Raw genomic sequence first — 18,525 nt, 5'->3', positions numbered from 1 at the left:
GTGGGGGTTGGCCGGGTCAATAGGCATTCTCACGCAGCCAGGCGTGCACGCTGCGTATGTCGGGCAGCGCGAACACCGCCGCGCTGGGTTCACGTTCACCCACCAGCACGCTCCAGCCATGCTGGCTGTTGGCGGCATCGAAGCCGAATTCATCGGTGAGGTCGTCACCGAGAAACACCGGCAGGCGGCCGCGGAAGGGCAGGTACTGCATCATCCGGCGCACGGCACGGCCCTTGTCGGTGCCGACGGGCACGAACTCGACCACATGGTCGCCGGGTTGCAGGCGGTAACTGGCGCGGCCCCGCACGTGGCGATCGGCGAAGGCGCGCACATCACTTGCCGCGTGCGGCGCACCGCGCCAATGCAGGGCCAGGCCGACGCCCTTGTCTTCCACCAGCACGCCGGGATGGCCGTGGGCAAAGCGCATCGCCTGCTGGTGCAGCGCGTGCAGCCACTCGGCGGTGTCGTCGTCGTGCTCGTCGCGCAGCACACGACCGTCCTCGCCGCGCAGTTCGTGCCCATGCAGGCCGGCGGCAGGCAGCTGGAGGGGAGCGAACAGCTGGTCCAGCTGTTCAAGCGGTCGGCCACTGACCAGTGCCACGGCGCCTTCCAGGCGGTCACTGATGCGGCCGATGGCTTCGCGCACATCCGGCAGGAGCTGCACGGCATCCGGTCGTGCAGCGAATTCGATGAGGGTGCCATCGACATCGAGGAACAACGCACAGGCGTCGTCCAGCAATGGCGGTGGCGGACGCAGGGGGAGCGGTTCAGCCATGACGACCAGCCTGCCAGCCTGGGCGTGTACGTGGGGTCGAGGGCAGGCTGCGGATCAGCTTCGGTGGGTGCCGACCGTTGGTCGGCACGGCAGGTCAGCCTGCATCCAGCCCAAACAGCGCGGACCAACGGTCCGCACCCACCCAAAGCAGATCCGCACCCGGAGTTGCCGGCCAGCGGCCGGCACTACCGTGTCGTGCGGACCAACGGTCCGCACCCACCCAATCCGATCAGAACGTATAGCGGACGCGGCCGTAGTAGTGCGCGCCGTTGCTGCCGATCGGCGACAGCACGTCGTACGGCAGGTTGCCGAAGTAGTGGATATCGCTGTTGGATCGATCCGGGTAGTTGTCGGTCAGGTTCTGGCCACCGATCGCCACGCTCCATTGCGGGGTGATGCGGTACTCGACTTCGGCATCCAGCTGCCATTCGGCCTGGTAGGTCTGGCGCGGGATATAGCCATCACCGAAGTTGAACACCCGGGTGGCGCTGCCGTAACGGTTCACGCGGGTGCTCAGCGACCAGTGGTCGTTGCTCCAGGCGGCCGAGAAGCTGCCACGCGTGCGCGGGGTGGCATCGGTCAGGGTGTTGGTCTCCTCGATGCCGAACAGTACGTAGTCCGGGTTCAGCGCGCGCAGCTGCGCCGGCGTGGCCAGCACATTCTTCAGCGTGGTCTTGGTGTAGGCGTAGGTGCCGGTCAGCAGCAGCTGGCCATCGCCCAGCGACTGCCGCCAGTTGCTTACCAGCTCGGCGCCACGGGTGCGGGTATCGGCGGCATTGACGAAGAAGCTGGCGCTCTGCAGGCCACTGACGCCGTAGCTGGCGGCCACGTAATCGGTCAGCGCATCGCCGGTGATGCTCTCCGACAGCGCGATGCGGTCGTCGATATCGATCTGGAAGAAGTCCAGCGACAGGTCGAAATGCTCGCCGATGCGGCTGGTGAAGCCCAGCGAGGTGTTGATCGACTTCTCCGGCTTCAGGTTCTGCGCACCCAGGCCACGCGCGATCGGATTGTTGACCGACAGCAGCCGGCCCTGCACCAGCTGGCCGCCGGCGTTGTAGCCGGTGGAGGTGGATTCGTAGCCGATCTGCGCCAGCGACGGAGCGCGGAAATTGTTGGAGATGGCACCGCGCAGTGCGAACGCCGGGGTGAATTCGTAGCGCAGGCCGAGCTTGCCGGTCAGTTCGCCGCCAAAGTCGTCGTTGTGCTCGTAGCGCGCGGCCAGGTCGGTGGAGAACTTCTCGCCGAACTGGCTGGACAGGCTGGCATAGGCGCTGGCCACGTCGCGCGACAGGGTGGCGGCGTCCTGTGGGGTCAGGCCGCCACCGGCCTGCGAGCCGGTCGGGCGGTCGGTGTACGGGCCCGCCGCATAGCTGGCCGGGTCGCCGGGGCGGGTCTGGTAGCGCTCATGGCGCGCTTCCACGCCCAGGCCCAGCGTGTGGCTGATGCTGTCGCTCTGGGTGAACACGCGGCTCAGATCGAGGTTGCCCACGGTCTGCGCGTACTCGTAGTCGGCGGTCTTGAAGCGGGTCGGGCTGGTCGGGCCCAGCGATGCGTTGAGCGAATCACGCAGGCGGTAGGTGAAGTCGTTCTGGCCGTAATCCAGGCTGCCGTCGTAGCTCCACTCGCCCCACTGGCCGCGCACGCCGGCCACGGCCTGTACGTCGCGGTTCTCGCCTTCGGAGATCGGTCGGTAGCCGTTCGGATAGACCTGCTTCCAGTTGGCATCGCCATCGGGATAGCGGAAGTAGTTGGCGCCTTCGGTATCGCGCTGGTTGAAGGTGCCGAACGCGTAGAACGTCGAGGTCTGGCCCACCGGAATCTCGGTGTTCAGCCACAGGTTGATGTCCTTGCTCTTGCCATCGCCCAGCACATAGTTGCGCTTGCCCTGCAGCGCCAGGTTGTCCGGCGTCTGGTCCCACGGCGGAATCTGGTCAAAGCCAGCGCGGTTGGTGCCGTTGCGGTGCTTGTATTCCAGGCCCACGCGCAGGAAGCCGCCGTCTTCGCCCAGCGAAGTGCCGACCTTGGCGCTGATGTTGCCGGTCTGGCCATCGGTGAGGGTGCGGCCGATCGGCTTGAGGTCGGTGTGGTTGGCACCGTAGCTGGCCTCGATCTCGCCGCCGTCGCCGCTGTTGTCGAGGATCACGTTGATCACGCCGGCCACGGCGTCCGAGCCGTACAGCGCACCGGCGCCGTCGCGCAGCACTTCGATGCGCTTGATCGCGCTGACCGGGATCGCATTGAAATCGACCGGGGTGGTGCCCTTGCCGATCTTGCTGTCGGTGTTGACCAGCGCGGTGTGGTGGCGACGCTTGCCGTTGACCAGTACCAGCACCTGGTCCGGCGACAGGCCACGCAACTGTGCGGCGCGCACGTGGTCGGCGCCACCGGAGTTGGATTGGCGCGGGAAGTTGAACGACGGCAGCAGCGCCTGCAGCGCGCTGCCCAGTTCACCGTTGACCACGCCGGCCTTGCGGATGTCCTCGGCGGTGAGCACATCCACCGGCGAGGTGGACTCGAGCACGGTGCGGTCGGCGGCGCGGGTGCCGGTGACGATCACGGTGTCCAGGTTGGTGGCGTCCTGGGCCAGGACCGGGACGGCAGCGGAGGAAAACACGAGGGCGATGGCGAGGCCGAGCGGCGACGCGGGCAGGCGGGCGGACATGGGGGCTCCAGCAACAACGACGACGGGGAAGGGGGAGATAGTTTCACTTACATCCATCCGGATGAAGCGATATATTATCTTCGCGTGATGACCGGTGCCGATGCAAGTCCCTGCCGGTCCGGCATGAGCTGATGCCCGGTTGGCATCAGCACGCCGGGCCGGTGGCGCTGTACGCTGCCGGCTTGCCCTGTCCCCCTTCCCCGGAGCTGTACCGATGAAACACCTTGGCCTCGTCTTCGCCGCGCTGCTGGCCACCAGTGGCTGCGCCAGCCTCTCTTCGCAGGCGCCCAGCGCCTATGCCACGGCCACCACCGCCGAACTGAAGGGCGATGCCGCCCGCCCTTCCGCCGGCCATGGCTGGGTGCGCAGCGAGCTGTACTTCGGCGTAGGCGAGGAGCAGGGCGCCGGCAACCGCCCGCAGGCCGACACCATCAGCGACGCGCAGTGGCGCGCCTTCCTTGACAAGGAAGTAACGCCGCGCTTCCCGGACGGCCTGACCGTGTTCGATGCCTACGGCCAGTGGCTGTTCCGCGGCGATGCCGCGCCCAACCGCCTGCGCACCAAGGTGCTGGTGGTGCTGCACGAGGACACCCCGCAGCGCCGCGCCGACATCGAGGCGATCCGCCTGGCGTGGAAGCAGCAGACCAGGCATCAGTCGGTGCTGTGGTCACGGCAGCCGGTCGAGGTATCGTTCTGAGTTGAAGGTGCCGCCGCGGTGCTGCAGGGAGCAATGATGAACTACAGGGAATGCCTGCTGGGCCTGGCATTGGCAGGCGTACTGGCACCGACGGCGCAGGCGGGTGGGGACGACGGAGAAACGCTGCGCTTCCAGGTGGCCGCGCATGTGCAGGCGCATGCCGATCCGCAGCAGGACGGCAGCATCGCGGTGCAGCTGTCACCGTCAGGCAAGCGCCAGACGCTTGAGGGCGCGGCCGATGCCGACGGCAATTCGCGATGGTCGCTCGAAGATGTCGATTTCGATGGCTACCCGGAACTGGTCGCACGCGCCTCGGTGGGCATGGTCAACGAAGCGGTGACGGTGTACCGCTTCGATCCGGCCAGTGCCGGGTTCCGCGCGCTGCAGGCCGACACCCACGGCAAGGACAGTTGCGGTGACCTGATGGGGCTGGCGGTCGACCGTCCGAGCCGCACGCTGACCAGCAGCTGCCGCAGCGGCCCGATGTGGTACACCGACCAGTACCGGTTTGCAGGCGCGAAGCTCTATCTGTACCGCGCCGAGAGCGTGCTGATGCTGGGCGATACGTTGAACGCCGCGCTGCAGTGGGAACAGACCGGCGAGCAGGGCCCGCTGGCGGTCTGGCGCACCTATGATGCCGCCGGCCGGGTGCTGGAAAGTGCCATCGCCGATGGCCTGGGTGCACCGCCGGATGGACCGTTGCGTGGTCGGCAGGCCGCAGTGGTTCCCGCGCGCCTGTTCCTGTTCGACCAACCCGGCGCATCCAGCACCAGGCGTTACCTGGTCCAGGGCGACCGCGTGGAACTGCTGGATGAGCGGGACGGCTGGGTGAAGTTGCGCTACCGCAACCCCAGGCAGGGTGAGGTGGTGGGCTGGATCAACGTCAACGATTGATTGAACTGAACTGACAGGCCCCTGGATAGCCGGGCCACTGCTGCCTGGTGTGTTTCTTGCTTGCAGGACTGGTCCCCTCGACGCTGGAAGCAATTTCGGATTTCTTGCATGGAGCTGCCGGGTGCTCCGGCACATGATCGTGGTGGTGGCTGAAAAGCCAGTTTCTGCACGGGCATTCCAATGACAATGGGGATCGGCTTCGAGCCGCGACTGCTTGAGAGAGACGGCCCGCACATGGTTGCGGCGCTGATGTCGCTGATTCTTCTCCAGCTTGGGCTCCTTCTGCCGGGGAGGGCCTGGTCGATGCCAGTCGTGGAACAAGCGCAGCTTATGTTCGAAGTAGCGCCAGCAACACCGGTAACTGTCGTCCATCAACCTGACGGGGGCATCCAGGTCCAACTCCCCTCAGGCGCGACACAGCAGCTGCCGCCAGCTCCTTCGGGGTCGCTGGAATCTGAAACGAAGCTGATGGCGTTGGATGTGGACTTTGATGGTCAGCTTGATCTGGTAGTGCAGATACCCGTTGGAATGGTCAATTTTTCAACACTTGTCTACAAGTTCGATCGGTTTCTTGGCAGGTTCATAACACTGCCAGTCCTGCGGAAAGCAAGGCGAAGTTGTGGGGAGTTCGGCCGGATCGAATTGGATTCTGAGAATCAGGTGCTCCGCAGTAGCTGCCGAAGTGCCGTCTGGCGTGTTGATGTCTACCGCCCATTCAACGGCGTTCTGTACCTTTATCGTTCTGAGCGCATGCTTACGTTGCCCAGGTTGGACGGAGAAGTGCTGAACCTGGAGGCGACGCGGTTTGATGGCCCATTGGCCGTTTGGACCAGCTACTCGGCGACCGCGGAGATCGAAGAGCGAGCCATCAATGACGGGTTGGCAGTGCCCGAAAACGATAGCCCGCTGGTTGCGGTGACAGCCACCGTGGTGCCCGCGCGCCTGTTCCTGTTCGATCGACCCGGCGCATCCAGCACCAGGCGTTACCTGGTGCAGGGAGACCGCGTGGAGATGCTGGATGAACAGGATGGCTGGGTGAAGCTGCGCTATCGCAACCCGAAGCAGGGCGCGGTGGAGGGCTGGATCAACGTCAACGATTGACTCGATCTCCGCCGGTAGTTTGCCTATCGAGGTGATGTGCGCCTTGCCCACGGAGGCATCACTTCTTCGGGTCTAGCCTCGGATGCTCTCCCCTCGAGGATGTATCCGATGAGCAAGCGCGTTGCCGAGATCGTTGTCGATACCCTGCAGCAGGCGGGCGTCCGCCGCTGTTACGGCATCGTTGGCGATACCTTGAATCACGTCACCGATGCCCTGCACCGCAGTGAAATCGACTGGGTACATGTACGCCACGAAGAAGTGGCCGCCTTCGCTGCCGGCGCCGATTCGCTGGTGAGCGGCGAGTTGACCGCCTGTGCGGGTTCTTGTGGTCCCGGTGGCCTGCACTTCATCAACGGCGTCTTCGAGAGCAATCGCAACCGTGCACCGATGGTACTGATCGCCAGCCAGGTGGTGACCAGTGAGCTGGGCATGGAATTTCCGCAGGAAGTGGACTTCAAGGCGGTGTATGCCAGTTGTTCGGTGTTCTGCGAGCAGGTGCACAGCCCGGAGCAGGCGCGGCGCGTCGTGGCCCTGGCCTGCCAGGCCGCGATCAGCCGCCGTGGCGTGGCGGTGGTGATCCTGCCGGCCGACATCAGCCAGGCCGAGGTGAAGCACGATGTGCCGTTCTCGGTTCACTACACCCAGCCGGTGCTGCGCCCGTCCGATGCCGAGCTGCAGCGCATCACCGAACTGCTGGGGCAGGGCAAGCGCATCGGCATCTATGCCGGTGCCGGTTGCCAAGGCGCGCACGCGCAGCTGCTGGAGCTGGCCCGGCGCCTGCAGGCGCCCATCGCGCATACCTCGCGCGCCAAGGATTTCGTCGAGCCGGACAACCCGTACAACATGGGCATGACCGGCATCTTCGGCATCGAATCCGGCTTCCACACGCTGATGGAGTGCGACACGCTGCTGCTGCTCGGCGCCGATTTCGCCTGGGGCCAGTTCTACCCGGACAAGGCCACGATCATCCAGGTCGACCGCGATGGCAGCCACCTCGGCCGCCGCCACCCGGTGAACCTCGGCGTGGTCGGTGACGTCGCACCGACGCTGGACGCGCTGCTGCCGATGCTGCCGCCGCGCGAGGACAGCAGTTTCCTGGACGAGTGCATCGGGCATCGCGACAAGGCGCTGAAGAAGCGCGAACAGGAAGAACAACCGGGCGAGGGTGAACTGATCCATCCGCAGCACCTGACGGCATTGCTGTCGAGGCATGCCAGCGACGATGCGCTGTTCACCGCCGACGGCGGTTCGCCGATGGTGTGGGTGCTGCGCCATATCCGCGTCAACGGCCGCCGCCGCACGCTGACCAGCCTGCTGCACGGCACGATGGCCAACGCGATGCCGCAGGCGCTGGGCCTGCAGAAGGCCTTCCCCGGCCGGCAGGTGATCTCGCTGTCCGGTGATGGTGGCCTGGCGATGCTGCTGGGTGACCTGCTCACGGCAGTGCAGGAGAACCTGCCGATCAAGGTGGTGGTGTTCAACAATGGTTCGCTGAACTTCGTCGAGCTGGAGCAGAAGGTGGAGGGCCTGCTGGACAACTACACCGACCTGAAGAACCCGGACTTCGGCCGCCTGGCCGAGGTCATCGGCTTCCACGGCCGCACGGTGACCCGCAGCGAGGATCTGGAAGAGGCGGTGCTGGATTTGCTGTCCCAGCGCGGCCCGGCGCTGCTGGACGTGCATACCAGCCGCGCGGAGCTGGTGATGCCGCCGCAGATCGAGGCCAAGCAGGTGGCCGGTACGGCGTTGTACGCCGCCAAGGCAGTGTTGAACGGCCGCTTCGACGACGTGAAGCATCTGCTGGTGGACAACTTCCTGAAGAAGTAGAGGGTTGGTCGATGCAGGGCTGCGCCCTGCACCCGCGGTAGTGCCGGCCGCTGGCCGGCCACCTTGGAAGCAACGGCGGCAATCCGTGAGCAGGTGTCGACCTTGGTCGACACGGCAGATCCACGCCATGCGTGGATGAACGAACGAATGATCGGAATGATCTTCTGTAGCCGAGCCCTGCTCGGCTCAGAGGCTTCGCGTACAGCAGCCGAGCATGGGCCCGGCACTGCAGCCAGAGCCTGCCTTGGCTTTGGATCTTGTGATTTTCTTCCGTGGCTGCCACGCGCAGGAAACTGTCAGGGGCCGGTCGAGGCGCAGGACCGTTGGCGCCATGGATGGCGCCATCGAGCCCCCATGGGTGAGGGCGCTTTGCTTGCGAAGCACTGCTTCGCAAGCGCCCGAACGCACAGCCGCCAGCGGCTGGGCCGGTCTGGGGGTTTACGAGTGTCCTGCGCAGCCCACCCCGACCGGCCGAACTCGCAATGCCAGTCGACTAACAGTCGACTCTACCCGCGACCAGCCACGAGGGGCCCCGCCGTTGGCTGGAACCCATCATTCCACGACGGAATTGGCGCGCCGGCCTCGCTGGGCCTACCATCGGCGCTCCCCACCCCCACCGCCCCTTCCATGTCCGCTCCCGCTTCCGCCGTACCGCGTCGCTGGTTCGTCGCCGGCGACTTCAACGGCTTCTTCGGCCTGGTCGTCGACAACCTCTCCATCCTCGGCTTCATCGCCATGGCCCTGGTCGGGATCTTCCAGTTCCCCGCCGACGTGGTGTTCGGCCGAATGTTCCCCGGCACCGCCTTTGGCGTGCTGGTCGGCAACCTGCTGTACACCCTGATGGCGCGCCGGCTGGCGGCACGTACCGGCCGCGACGATGTCACCGCCATGCCGCTCGGCCTGGATGCCCCCACCAGCATCGGCATGGCCCTGCTGGTGCTCGGCCCGGCCTTCCTCGCCTTCAAGCAGCAGGGCATGGATCCGCATGCTGCGGGCATCGCCACCTGGCAGCTGGGCATGGCCGCGCTGGTCATCATGGGCGTGCTCAAGTTCGTGCTGTCGTTCTTCGGTGAAGCGGTCACCCGCGCGCTGCCGCGAGCTGCGCTGCTGGGTTCCATCGCCGGCATCGCGCTGGTGCTGATGGGCCTGCTGCCGCTACTGGAAACGCTGCGCTCGCCGCTGGTCGGCTTCACCACGCTGGGCCTGCTGCTGTATGTGCTGATCGCCAAGGGCAAGCTGCCGGTGCGTGGCCCGGGCGTGCTGCTGGCCTTCGTGTTCGGCACCGTGCTGTATTACGGACTTGGCCTGGCCGGGCTGGGCGCGCCCGGCTTCCATGTGCCGGAATGGGTGCCGCCGCAGGTGGTGCTGCCGCTGCCGACGCTGGGCTTCCTCGATGGCCTGCCCACCGCGATGACCTACCTGCCGCTGCTGCTGCCGTTCGGCCTGCTGATGGTGGTGGGCGGCATCAATGTGTCTGAGAGCGCACGCGCGGCTGGCGATGACTACCGCACCCGCGACATCCTGCTGGTGGAGGCGGTGGCCACGCTGGTGGCGGGTGTCTGTGGCGGTGTCGCGCAGACCACGCCCTACATCGGCCAGCCGGCCTACAAGCACATGGGCGCGCGCAGCGGCTACACGCTGCTGACCGGCCTGTTCGTCGGCATCGGCGGCATGCTCGGCATCATCTCCGGGCTGGTGCAGTGGCTGCCGCTGGCGGTGCTGGCACCGATCATCGTGTACGTGGCCATCGACATCACCACCCAGGCCTTCCAGGCCACGCCGCGCCACCATACCGGCGCAATGGTGTTCGGTTTCCTGCCGTCGGTGGCTTACCTGCTGGCGATCAAGGCGCCGGGCTGGATCGCACCGGACCAGCTGCCGCAGCTGCTGACCAAGCTCGACGGCCACGGCCTGCCGGAGCTGGCGGTGATCTTCACCCTGGGCAATGGCTTCATCATCACCTCGATGCTGTGGATCTCGGCCGTGGCGGCGATGGTCGATGGCCGCCTGCGCCGTGCCTGCGGCTTCCTGCTGGTGGCGGCGGTGCTGACCCTGTTCGGCCTGATCCATTCGGTGGACCCGCGTGGCGGCATCTACCTGCCGTGGGATCTGGACGGGCTGGCACGCATCATCAGCTTGCAGTTCGCCGGCGCCTACGTGGCATTGGCGCTGCTGCTGGGCCTGCTGTCGCTGCAGAAGCAGCCGGTGAAACCGCTGGATGATCGCACCGATCATTGACTGGTGACGCCGGGCATGGCCCGGCGTTACCGCTCCTTCCACTTCTGGTGCTCTGTAGAGCCGAGCATGGCTCGGCTCTACAGGGGCGTGTTGCAGGCGGCGAATGATCACAGCGCGCTCTGCCGGCCAGCGGCCGGCACTACCGTTCGGCGTCCAGTTCCGGGTAATGGCGGAAGATGCCGTTGGTGTTGAACGGCAACCGCCGCTCAGACGCCAGATAGGCGGCGATGTTGGGTCGTTTCGCCACTCGTTCCTGCAGCGCGCGCAGCCGGGGCAGGGTGGGGCCGAGCGCCTGCATGCGGCGCGGAAACATGTAGTCCAGCCCGCTCAGCAGCTGGAACAGTGACAGATCCACATAGGAGTGCTCGCGCAGTGCATGGCGGCCACCGTTGGCGGCCATCACCTGCTCGAAATAGCCGAGGAACTTGGGCAGGCGCTCGCTGCGCAGTGACGCGGCTCGTGCCTTGGCCTCGGTCTTCTGCTGTTCGTAGTACTTCGATGCGGCGATCGGATGGTGGGTGTCGTGCACCTCGGCTACCAGGTCGGCGATGGTCAACTGCAGTTGCAGCGCCTGCATCCGCCGCGATGCGGCCTGCGGCACCAGGTCCAGCGTCGGGCCGAGGAAATCCAGGATCGCCGCGACCTGCGCGATGACCTGGCGGCCGGCCTTCAGGAACGGCGGCGCAAAGGGCTGTGCCCCTTCGTTGCGACCCTCCAGAAACGGCTGCATCACCGCATCGCCGTGCACCCGCGCCATGTCGATGTAGTCGGCGCCGGCATCTTCCAGCGCCAGGCGCACGAACTCGCCACGGCCCTGGATGCCGGTCCAGTAGTACAGCGCGTACTGCATGGCAGAGTCTCCACGGGACAGGACTCCTAGCCTCGCGCGGGTGGCGCAAAGCAGACGTGAGCGTGGACGACGCGTGCCTGAACCCGAACGGCAGCGGAACAGGCGGGGAACCGGCTGCACTCGATGGGGTCACACCTTCTCCATGCGTGTGAAACGAGGTGCTGCATCATGCAGAGTGGAAAGGCGGTCTGGCCCTGGGTGTTGGGTGTGGTGGTGATCGGTGGCGCGGGCGGCTGGTTGTTCCGCGATCAGCTGAAGAGCCTGGCCGACGGTGTCCCGGTGCCGGTGCAATCAACCCCTGCCAGTACCAGTGCACCGGCACAACCGCAGGCGGCCGCAGAGCCCGCGCCAGCACCACCATCGATCAGGCATCCGCTGGATACCGAGGCCGCCGCCGACCCGGCGCTGCCGAAACTGGCTGACAGCGACGCCGCGGCCTGGGGCGCACTGAGCCAGCTGTTCCAAGGCGAGGGGCCGCTGACCCTGCTGCTGCGTGATCACCTGATCCAGCGCCTGGTCACCCAGGTCGACAACCTGGACAAGCCCAGCGTGCCGCCGACCGCGCTGGCCGCGCGGCCGCTGCCGGGCAACCTGCAGGTCGATACGGGCGAAGGCGGCGAACGCATCGCCGCCAGCAATGCGGCACGCTATGCGCCTTACGTACAGGCGTTCACTGCGCTGGACCCGGCGGCAACGGCTACCGCTTACAAGCGCTTCTATCCGCTGATCCAGCAGGCCTATGCCGACCTTGGCCGGCCCGAGGGCTATTTCAACGACCGCCTGGTCATGGTGATCGACCACCTGCTGGACACCCCGGAACTGGCCCAGTCGCCGCTGGTGCAGCGCGATGAGCGCGGCCGCTATCGCTTCGTCGATCCCACCCTGCAGTCACGCTCGATCGGGCAGAAGGCCCTGCTACGCATGGATCCTGCACAGGCGCGGGCGATCAAGCAGCAGCTGCGGGCGATCCGCAGCGCGATCACCCGCTGAGCCCGTCCACCGTGCGGAACTGATCGGGATCAACGCGCCGACCACACGCGCTCCGGCATGCTGGCCGCAGGCTGACTGGCCCCGGGGTGCAGTCGCAGCCACCCTTGAAACCGGGTGGGGCAACCGCATCTTTCCAGCATTGCCGGCCCAGGCCGGCCCTGAAGACCGATGAGGATTCGCAATGCGGATGGACAAGCTCACCTCGCGTTTCCAGCAGGCGCTGGCAGACGCACAGTCGTTGGCCGTGGGCCGCGACAACAGCATCATCGAACCGGTTCACCTGTTCAGCGCGCTGCTGGACCAGCAGGGTGGCAGCACGCGCCCGCTGCTGGCCCAGGCCGGGGTGAACGTGCCGGTGCTGCGCGAGCGCCTGACCGAGGCGCTGGACGCACTGCCGAAGGTATCCGGCCAGGCCGGCAACGTCTCGATGGGCAACGATCTGGGGCGCCTGCTGAACCAGACCGACAAGCTGGCGCAGCAGCACGGGGACGCCTTCATTGCGAGCGAGTGGTTCGTGCTGGCGGCGCTGGACGATGGCGGCACGCTGGGCATGGCGCTGCGCGCCGCCGGTGCCGACAAGACGCGCCTGCAGGCGGCGATCGACAAGCTGCGTGGCGGCGAGAACGTGCAGTCGGAGAATGCCGAGGAGCAGCGGCAGGCGCTGGAGAAGTACACCATCGACCTGACCGCGCGGGCCGAGAGCGGCAAGCTCGACCCGGTGATCGGCCGTGACGAGGAAATCCGCCGCACCATCCAGGTGCTGCAGCGCCGGACCAAGAACAACCCGGTGCTGATCGGCGAACCCGGCGTGGGCAAGACCGCGATCGTGGAAGGGCTGGCCCAGCGCATCATCAACGACGAAGTACCCGAGGGCCTGCGCGGCAAGCGCGTGCTGTCGCTGGACATGGGCGCGCTGATCGCCGGGGCCAAGTTCCGCGGCGAATTCGAGGAGCGACTGAAGGGTGTACTCAACGACCTGGCCAAGAACGAAGGCCAGATCATCCTGTTCATCGATGAACTGCACACCATGGTCGGCGCGGGCAAGGCCGACGGCGCGATGGATGCCGGCAACATGCTGAAGCCGGCGCTGGCACGCGGCGAGCTGCATTGCATCGGTGCGACCACGCTGGACGAATACCGCAAGTACATCGAGAAGGACGCTGCGCTGGAGCGCCGCTTCCAGAAAGTCTTCGTCGGTGAGCCGTCGGTGGAGGACACCATCGCGATCCTGCGCGGGCTGAAGGAAAAGTACGCCGTGCACCACGGGGTGGAGATCACCGACCCGGCCATCGTGGCCGCCGCCACGCTGTCCAACCGCTACATCACCGATCGCCAGCTGCCGGACAAGGCCATCGACCTGATGGACGAGGCTGCCTCGCGCCTGCGCATGGAGATCGACTCCAAGCCGGAGGAGCTGGATCGCCTGGAACGCCGGGTGATCCAGCTGAAGATCCAGCGCGAGATGCTGAAGAAGGAAAAGGACGAAGCCTCGCGGCAGCGGCTGGCCGACCTGGAGAACGACATCGACGGGCTGGAGCGCGAGTTCTCCGACCTCAATGAAATCTGGAAGTCGGAGAAGGCTGCGCTGCAGGGCGCCACCAAGATCAAGGAGCAGGTCGAGCAGGCCAAGCTGGAACTGGAAGCCGCGCAGCGCCGCCAGGATTTCGCCAAGATGAGCGAGATCCAGTACGGCCTGTTGCCGCAGCTGGAAAAGCAGCTGGCCGCGGCCCAGGAAGCCGAGCACAAGGACTTCAAGCTGGTGCAGGACCGGGTCACCGACGAGGAGATCGCCGAGGTCGTGTCGCGCTGGACCGGCATTCCGGTCAACAAGATGCTCGAAGGCGAGCGCGACAAGCTGCTGCGCATGGAAGAAGTGCTGCACAACCGTGTGGTCGGCCAGGAGGAAGCGATCAAGGTCGTCTCCGATGCCGTGCGCCGTTCGCGTGCCGGCCTGTCCGATCCGAACCGTCCGGCCGGCTCGTTCCTGTTCCTCGGCCCGACCGGCGTCGGCAAGACCGAGCTGTGCAAGTCGCTGGCCGAATTCCTGTTCGACAGCGCCGACGCGATGATCCGCATCGACATGAGCGAATTCATGGAGAAGCACAGCGTCGCCCGCCTGATCGGCGCCCCCCCGGGTTACGTGGGCTACGAGGAAGGCGGCTACCTGACCGAGGCGGTGCGCCGTCGCCCGTACTCGCTGATCCTGCTGGACGAAGTGGAGAAGGCGCATCCGGATGTGTTCAACATCCTGCTGCAGGTGCTGGACGATGGCCGCCTGACCGATGGCCAGGGCCGCACCGTGGACTTCCGCAATACCGTCATCGTGATGACCTCGAACCTGGGCTCGCACCAGATCCAGGACATGAGCGCCGACGACAGCCCGGAGGCCTACACGCAGATGAAGGCAGCGGTGATGGGCGTGGTGCAGGCGCACTTCCGTCCGGAGTTCATCAACCGCCTGGACGACATCGTGGTGTTCCACCCGCTGGACAAGCAGCAGATCAAGCAGATCGCGCGCATCCAGATGCGCGGGCTTGAGAAGCGGCTGGCCGAGCGCGGGTTGAAGCTGGCGGTCTCCGATGCGGCGTTCGACCTGCTCGGCAACGTCGGCTTCGATCCGGTGTACGGCGCGCGCCCGTTGAAGCGTGCGATCCAGTCGCAGCTGGAAAACCCGCTGGCGCAGCAGATCCTGTCCGGCGCCTTCGTCAACGGCGATACCATCGAAGTCGGCAACGACGGTGGTCGCCTGGTGTTCGCCAAGGCTTGAACCGGTGGCGCCCCAGCCATGGCTGGGGCGCCATCAGAGCGTTGGCAGCGCACGATGGTCCTGTTTCACTTTCGCAAGGATGAGGAGAATCGCATGGACGTTGCCCGCAGGGCTTCACTCTGCATGACGCTGGCGGTGGCTGCTGTTTGTGGACACGCCGCGGCCGCCGAACAGGTACAGCTGCCGCCGATGGAGGGCTACCAGCAGGCCCACCAGAGCACCGACGCGCAAGGCAACCGCATTACCGAGTACGTACCGCAGGGCCAGACCGTGCACGACTGGACCGACATGGTCACCGTCAACGATGCGCCGAACAGCGGCCATGTGAGTCCGCGTGAGTTCCTCGGCATCATCGAGGCGGGGTGGCGCATCGCCTGTCCGGCCGCGCAGAGCCACTGGATCCGCGAAGGTGAAGAAGGGGGACGGCCCTTCGCCCTGCTGATGCTCGGCTGCCCGCGGAATCCGGGGACAGGCAAGCCCGAGTTCACCTGGATCAAGGGCGTGCAGGGCAGGCAGGGCTTCCACACCGTGCAGAAGTCGTTCCGCTCCGAGCCGGAGAAGGAGGACGTCGTGCAGTGGATCGGCTGGCTGCGCGAGGTCGGGTTGTGCGGCAGCGGCGACGCACCGGCCTGCCGCTGACCGCAGAGGGAAAGGGCGCCCAGCGGCGCCCTTCATGCATCAGAAGCGGTGGGTGTAACCGCTCATCAGCCCGAACTGGTTTGCCTTCTGCACGATCGGGCTGTTGGCCGCATCGCCGAGCAGGCGCGTGCCTTCGGCCGAGATGTACCAGTTGCCGTTGCGGCCCACGCGGTGGCTCCACTTCAGGCCGACACCGGCACTGACCAGGCCGGCCTTCGGCCTGTGCTCGGCGAAGCCCGTGCGTTTGGCCTGTTCCGGGCTGACGCCGTACCAGGTCTGCATGTAGCCGCGGTTGCCGTAGTCGGTGGAAACACTGCCGCTGACCACGCCACCGGCCAGGTCGAACAGCGGCATGCTCAGGTTCAGATGGATCTGCTGGGTGGCCAGGCCGTTCTCGGCCTTGTCCTCGTCCTTGCGGGTGAACTGCCAGGAGCCGCTCAGCACGGCTTCGCCCAGCGTATAACCAGCCGAGACGCCGACCAGGGGACGGGTATCGATATCACCCATGCCGCGCAGGAAGTCCGAACCGCCCAGCAGCGAGTCCTTGTCCTTGCGGATGCCGCTGGCGCCGACATAGGCACGCACGCGCGTGTGCTCGCCGAGGGAGGTGCCCCAGCCGATGCCACTGGTGCCCAGAAACCATCCCCCCGGCGAGGTGACATCAAAGGACAGCGACGGCGTCGCACGATACTCCTCGCTGCCGCTGTAGCGCGGTGCCACGCCGCCACCGGCGGCGAGCTCGAAGGTCCAGTGGTCATCCTTGGCGTGGGCGATCGGGGCGGCGAACAGCGGCAACACGGCCAGGCAGAGCAGGGCGGGGGAACGGCGAAGCTGGGACATGGAAACTCTCGGCAATGGGAGGAAAGCAGCGCGCGCGTCCGGCGAGTGCTGCAGGGTTGCCAGCGTGGCGATATGCCGGCGACCGATCCGTCCGCAGTTGTGCGGGAGTTGTAATCAACTGTAATCGCGCCCTTGGGCGTTCAGCTGGCAGCCAGCGGCCAGTGCATTTCCAGGCGCGCGCCGCCCAGCGTGGCGCGACTGATGCGCAGCTCGCCGCCGTGGCGGGCTGCAATGCGGCCGACAATGGCCAGGCCCAGGCCGAAGCCGCCGGTATCGCGGCTGCGGCTGTCGTCCAGGCGGGTGAACGGGCGCATCACCTTCTCCCGATCGGCTTCGGCGATGCCCGGGCCGTCATCGTCCACGCGCAGGCAGGCGCGGCCGCTGATACCGACCAGCGAGACCTCCACCTGCGAACGCGCGTGGCGCAGCGCATTGCCGACCAGGTTGCTCAGCGCCAGCTGCAACAGGCGTGGCTCGGCATCCACTCGCGGCAACGCGCTGGGCTGCACGCGCAGGACAATGCCGGCACGTTCGGCATCGCGGCGGGCATCGGCCAGGCAGGCCTGCAGCCAGTCGTTGGCTTCGATGCGCTGCATCGGTTCGCCCTCGCTGGGATGCTCCAGCCGTTCGTAGGCCAGCAGTTCGCTGACCAGCCGGTTGAGCTCGGCCAGGTCGCCGTGCAGGCCCTGCGCCAGCCGTTCGCGGCGTTCGCGGTCATCGCTGTCCTGCATCAGGTCCAGGCCGAAGGCCACCCGCGCGATAGGCGTGCGCAGTTCGTGCGAAATGGCATGGGTCAGGTCGCGCTGGCGCTGCACCAGTTCGGCCACGCGTGCCGCCATGCGGTTGGAGTGTTCGACGATGACCCGGATCTGCGAGCGGGGCGAAACCTGCGCACGTGCCTGCAGGTCGCCGGAACCGATGCGGTCGGCGTGCCGGCGCAGTGCTTCCAGGTCGCGCCAGAGCAGGCGCACCCAGGCATACAGGCTGGCGCCCACCAGCAGCAGGATGCTGAGGTAGGCGGCGATGGTCATGTACGTCGTCATCTGCACCGCGCCGGGCAGGCGCAGGTGCAGCCAGCGGCCGCCGATGCCGTCGATGGGCAGCAGCACCTGCTGGTACTGATCGCGCACGACGAAGCCATCGGCCTTCACGGCCTCCTGTTCCTGCGCGTCGAGCGCGGGAGGTTTGTCGAGCAGGGTCAGGGCGATGCCGTAGTGTGGCTGCCACTGTTGCAGGCGCTCACGCTGCTGGACGGCGTCCAGGCCGGCCAGGCCACTGCGCAGGGCGTACACCTGCCCGCGCACCTGCTGCACGAACACGCGATCCTGCACGGGCGTGTAGATGCCATCCAGGATGTGGTTGAGAAAGAACACCGACACCAGGAAGCAGGCGCCGGTGATGAACCACAGCCACAGGAACAGCCGCTTCATTCCGACCAGGCCGCAGGATTGAACTGGTAGCCGCGCCCCCACACGGTCTTGATCCGCCGCGGTTCGCGCGCATCGTCGCCGAGCTTGCGGCGCAGCTTGCCGATGCAGACGTCGACGCTGCGGTCCAGACCGTCGAAGCCGATGCCGCGCACCGCCTGCAGGATCTGGTCGCGCGACAGGATCTGCCCCGGCTGGCTGGCCAGCAGCCACAGGATCTCGAATTCCGTGGTGCCCAGCTCGACCGGCTGGCCGTGCAGGTGCACCTCGCGCTGCATGCGATCGATCAGCAGCTCACCATGCATCAGCCGGCTGGGCGTGCCGGTGTTGCTGCTGCCGTGGCGGCGGCGCAGCAGGGCGCGCAGGCGGGCCAGCAGCAGGCGTGGCTCGATCGGCTTGTGCACATAGTCATCGGCACCCGATTCCAGGCCCAGCACCTGCTCGATGTCGTCCTCACAGGCGGTCAACATCAGGATCGGCACATCGGAGAAGCTGCGGATCTGCCGGCACACATCGATGCCCCCCAGGCCGGGCAGCATCAGGTCCAGCACCACCAGCTCCGGCGCATGCTGGCGGCAGGCGGCGCTGGCGAGGTCGCCGCGTGCCACGTGCTGCACGGTGAAGCCATGTTCGTGGAGATAGTCGCTGACCAGTTCGGCCAGGCGACGGTCGTCCTCCACCAGCAGGACCGACGTGGGCGAACTGCTGGCAGGGGGAGTCCAGGGGGATGGCTGCATGCGTGGGGCCTCCGTTCCCAGGCAGGAGCGCCCGGCGGCGCAGCCTAGCAATGCCCCATGACGACTGCCTGAATCGCG

At 66.7% G+C, this 18,525-nt stretch carries 14 protein-coding genes; 8 read left to right on the top strand and 6 right to left on the bottom strand.

All coding sequences use genetic code 11. The annotated features are described in order from the left end of the window. Positions 1 to 16: 16 nt before the first annotated feature. Positions 17 to 775, bottom strand: coding sequence for a trehalose-phosphatase (gene otsB, locus VG566_RS11275; RefSeq protein ID WP_014648189.1), 759 nt, complete (start codon positions 773 to 775; stop codon positions 17 to 19). A 229-nt stretch (positions 776 to 1,004) separates the two neighbouring features. Then, a complete protein-coding gene (locus tag VG566_RS11270; RefSeq protein ID WP_164167701.1) occupies positions 1,005 to 3,440 on the bottom strand; it encodes a TonB-dependent receptor plug domain-containing protein in 2,436 nt (811 codons plus the stop codon). A gap of 214 nt (positions 3,441 to 3,654) precedes the next feature. Here VG566_RS11270 and VG566_RS11265 point away from each other — a divergent pair, with 214 nt between their 5' ends. From VG566_RS11265 to VG566_RS11245, 5 genes are all read left to right on the top strand, one after another. Then, the gene (locus VG566_RS11265) at positions 3,655 to 4,137 is read left to right on the top strand and encodes a DUF3574 domain-containing protein (RefSeq protein WP_241884273.1); all 483 of its coding nucleotides are present in this window, start codon (positions 3,655 to 3,657) and stop codon (positions 4,135 to 4,137) included. A gap of 36 nt (positions 4,138 to 4,173) precedes the next feature. Further along, complete coding sequence (locus tag VG566_RS11260) at positions 4,174 to 5,031, top strand: SH3 domain-containing protein (protein ID WP_241884274.1); 858 nt, start codon at positions 4,174 to 4,176, stop codon at positions 5,029 to 5,031. 249 nt (positions 5,032 to 5,280) lie between these two features. Beyond that, the gene (locus VG566_RS11255) at positions 5,281 to 6,132 is read left to right on the top strand and encodes an SH3 domain-containing protein (protein ID WP_241884275.1); all 852 of its coding nucleotides are present in this window, start codon (positions 5,281 to 5,283) and stop codon (positions 6,130 to 6,132) included. Positions 6,133 to 6,240: 108 nt separating this feature from the next. Further along, positions 6,241 to 7,959 carry a thiamine pyrophosphate-dependent enzyme gene (locus tag VG566_RS11250; protein WP_241884276.1) on the top strand — a complete coding sequence of 573 codons (1,719 nt, stop codon included), beginning with the start codon at positions 6,241 to 6,243 and terminating at the stop codon, positions 7,957 to 7,959. 627 nt (positions 7,960 to 8,586) lie between these two features. Continuing rightward, a complete protein-coding gene (locus VG566_RS11245; RefSeq protein WP_049440354.1) occupies positions 8,587 to 10,197 on the top strand; it encodes a membrane protein in 1,611 nt (536 codons plus the stop codon). 139 nt (positions 10,198 to 10,336) lie between these two features. Here VG566_RS11245 and VG566_RS11240 read toward each other — a convergent pair whose 3' ends face one another. Further along, positions 10,337 to 11,047 (bottom strand): glutathione S-transferase, encoded by a 711-nt coding sequence (locus tag VG566_RS11240; RefSeq protein WP_014648184.1) that lies wholly within the window; start codon positions 11,045 to 11,047, stop codon positions 10,337 to 10,339. Between the two features lie 168 nt (positions 11,048 to 11,215). Here VG566_RS11240 and VG566_RS11235 point away from each other — a divergent pair, with 168 nt between their 5' ends. The 3 genes from VG566_RS11235 (at position 11,216) to VG566_RS11225 (ending at position 15,443) form a co-directional block, all read left to right on the top strand. Next, positions 11,216 to 12,037: a DUF3014 domain-containing protein gene (locus VG566_RS11235; protein ID WP_014648183.1), complete on the top strand. Its 822-nt coding sequence runs from the start codon at positions 11,216 to 11,218 to the stop codon at positions 12,035 to 12,037. A gap of 181 nt (positions 12,038 to 12,218) precedes the next feature. Further along, the gene (clpB, locus tag VG566_RS11230; protein WP_012481080.1) at positions 12,219 to 14,804 is read left to right on the top strand and encodes an ATP-dependent chaperone ClpB; all 2,586 of its coding nucleotides are present in this window, start codon (positions 12,219 to 12,221) and stop codon (positions 14,802 to 14,804) included. A 93-nt stretch (positions 14,805 to 14,897) separates the two neighbouring features. Then, positions 14,898 to 15,443 (top strand): hypothetical protein, encoded by a 546-nt coding sequence (locus VG566_RS11225; RefSeq protein WP_241884278.1) that lies wholly within the window; start codon positions 14,898 to 14,900, stop codon positions 15,441 to 15,443. Positions 15,444 to 15,482: 39 nt separating this feature from the next. Here VG566_RS11225 and VG566_RS11220 read toward each other — a convergent pair whose 3' ends face one another. The 3 genes from VG566_RS11220 to VG566_RS11210 all read right to left on the bottom strand — a co-directional run bounded on the left by VG566_RS11220 (position 15,483) and on the right by VG566_RS11210 (position 18,447). Continuing rightward, positions 15,483 to 16,283: a MipA/OmpV family protein gene (locus VG566_RS11220; protein ID WP_046432175.1), complete on the bottom strand. Its 801-nt coding sequence runs from the start codon at positions 16,281 to 16,283 to the stop codon at positions 15,483 to 15,485. Positions 16,284 to 16,423: 140 nt separating this feature from the next. Next, positions 16,424 to 17,713 (bottom strand): ATP-binding protein, encoded by a 1,290-nt coding sequence (locus VG566_RS11215; RefSeq protein ID WP_049407037.1) that lies wholly within the window; start codon positions 17,711 to 17,713, stop codon positions 16,424 to 16,426. Further along, positions 17,710 to 18,447, bottom strand: a complete 738-nt coding sequence (locus VG566_RS11210) for a response regulator transcription factor (RefSeq protein ID WP_049407034.1) — start codon at positions 18,445 to 18,447, stop codon at positions 17,710 to 17,712. Before VG566_RS11210 ends, VG566_RS11215 begins: the two co-directional genes overlap by 4 nt. Positions 18,448 to 18,525: the final 78 nt, after the last annotated feature.

It is taken from the genome of Stenotrophomonas sp. CASM114, from assembly GCF_049384325.1.
In the GTDB taxonomy this organism is placed as follows: Bacteria; Pseudomonadota; Gammaproteobacteria; order Xanthomonadales; family Xanthomonadaceae; genus Stenotrophomonas; species Stenotrophomonas muris.
This window is presented reverse-complemented; position numbering and strand designations above follow the sequence as displayed.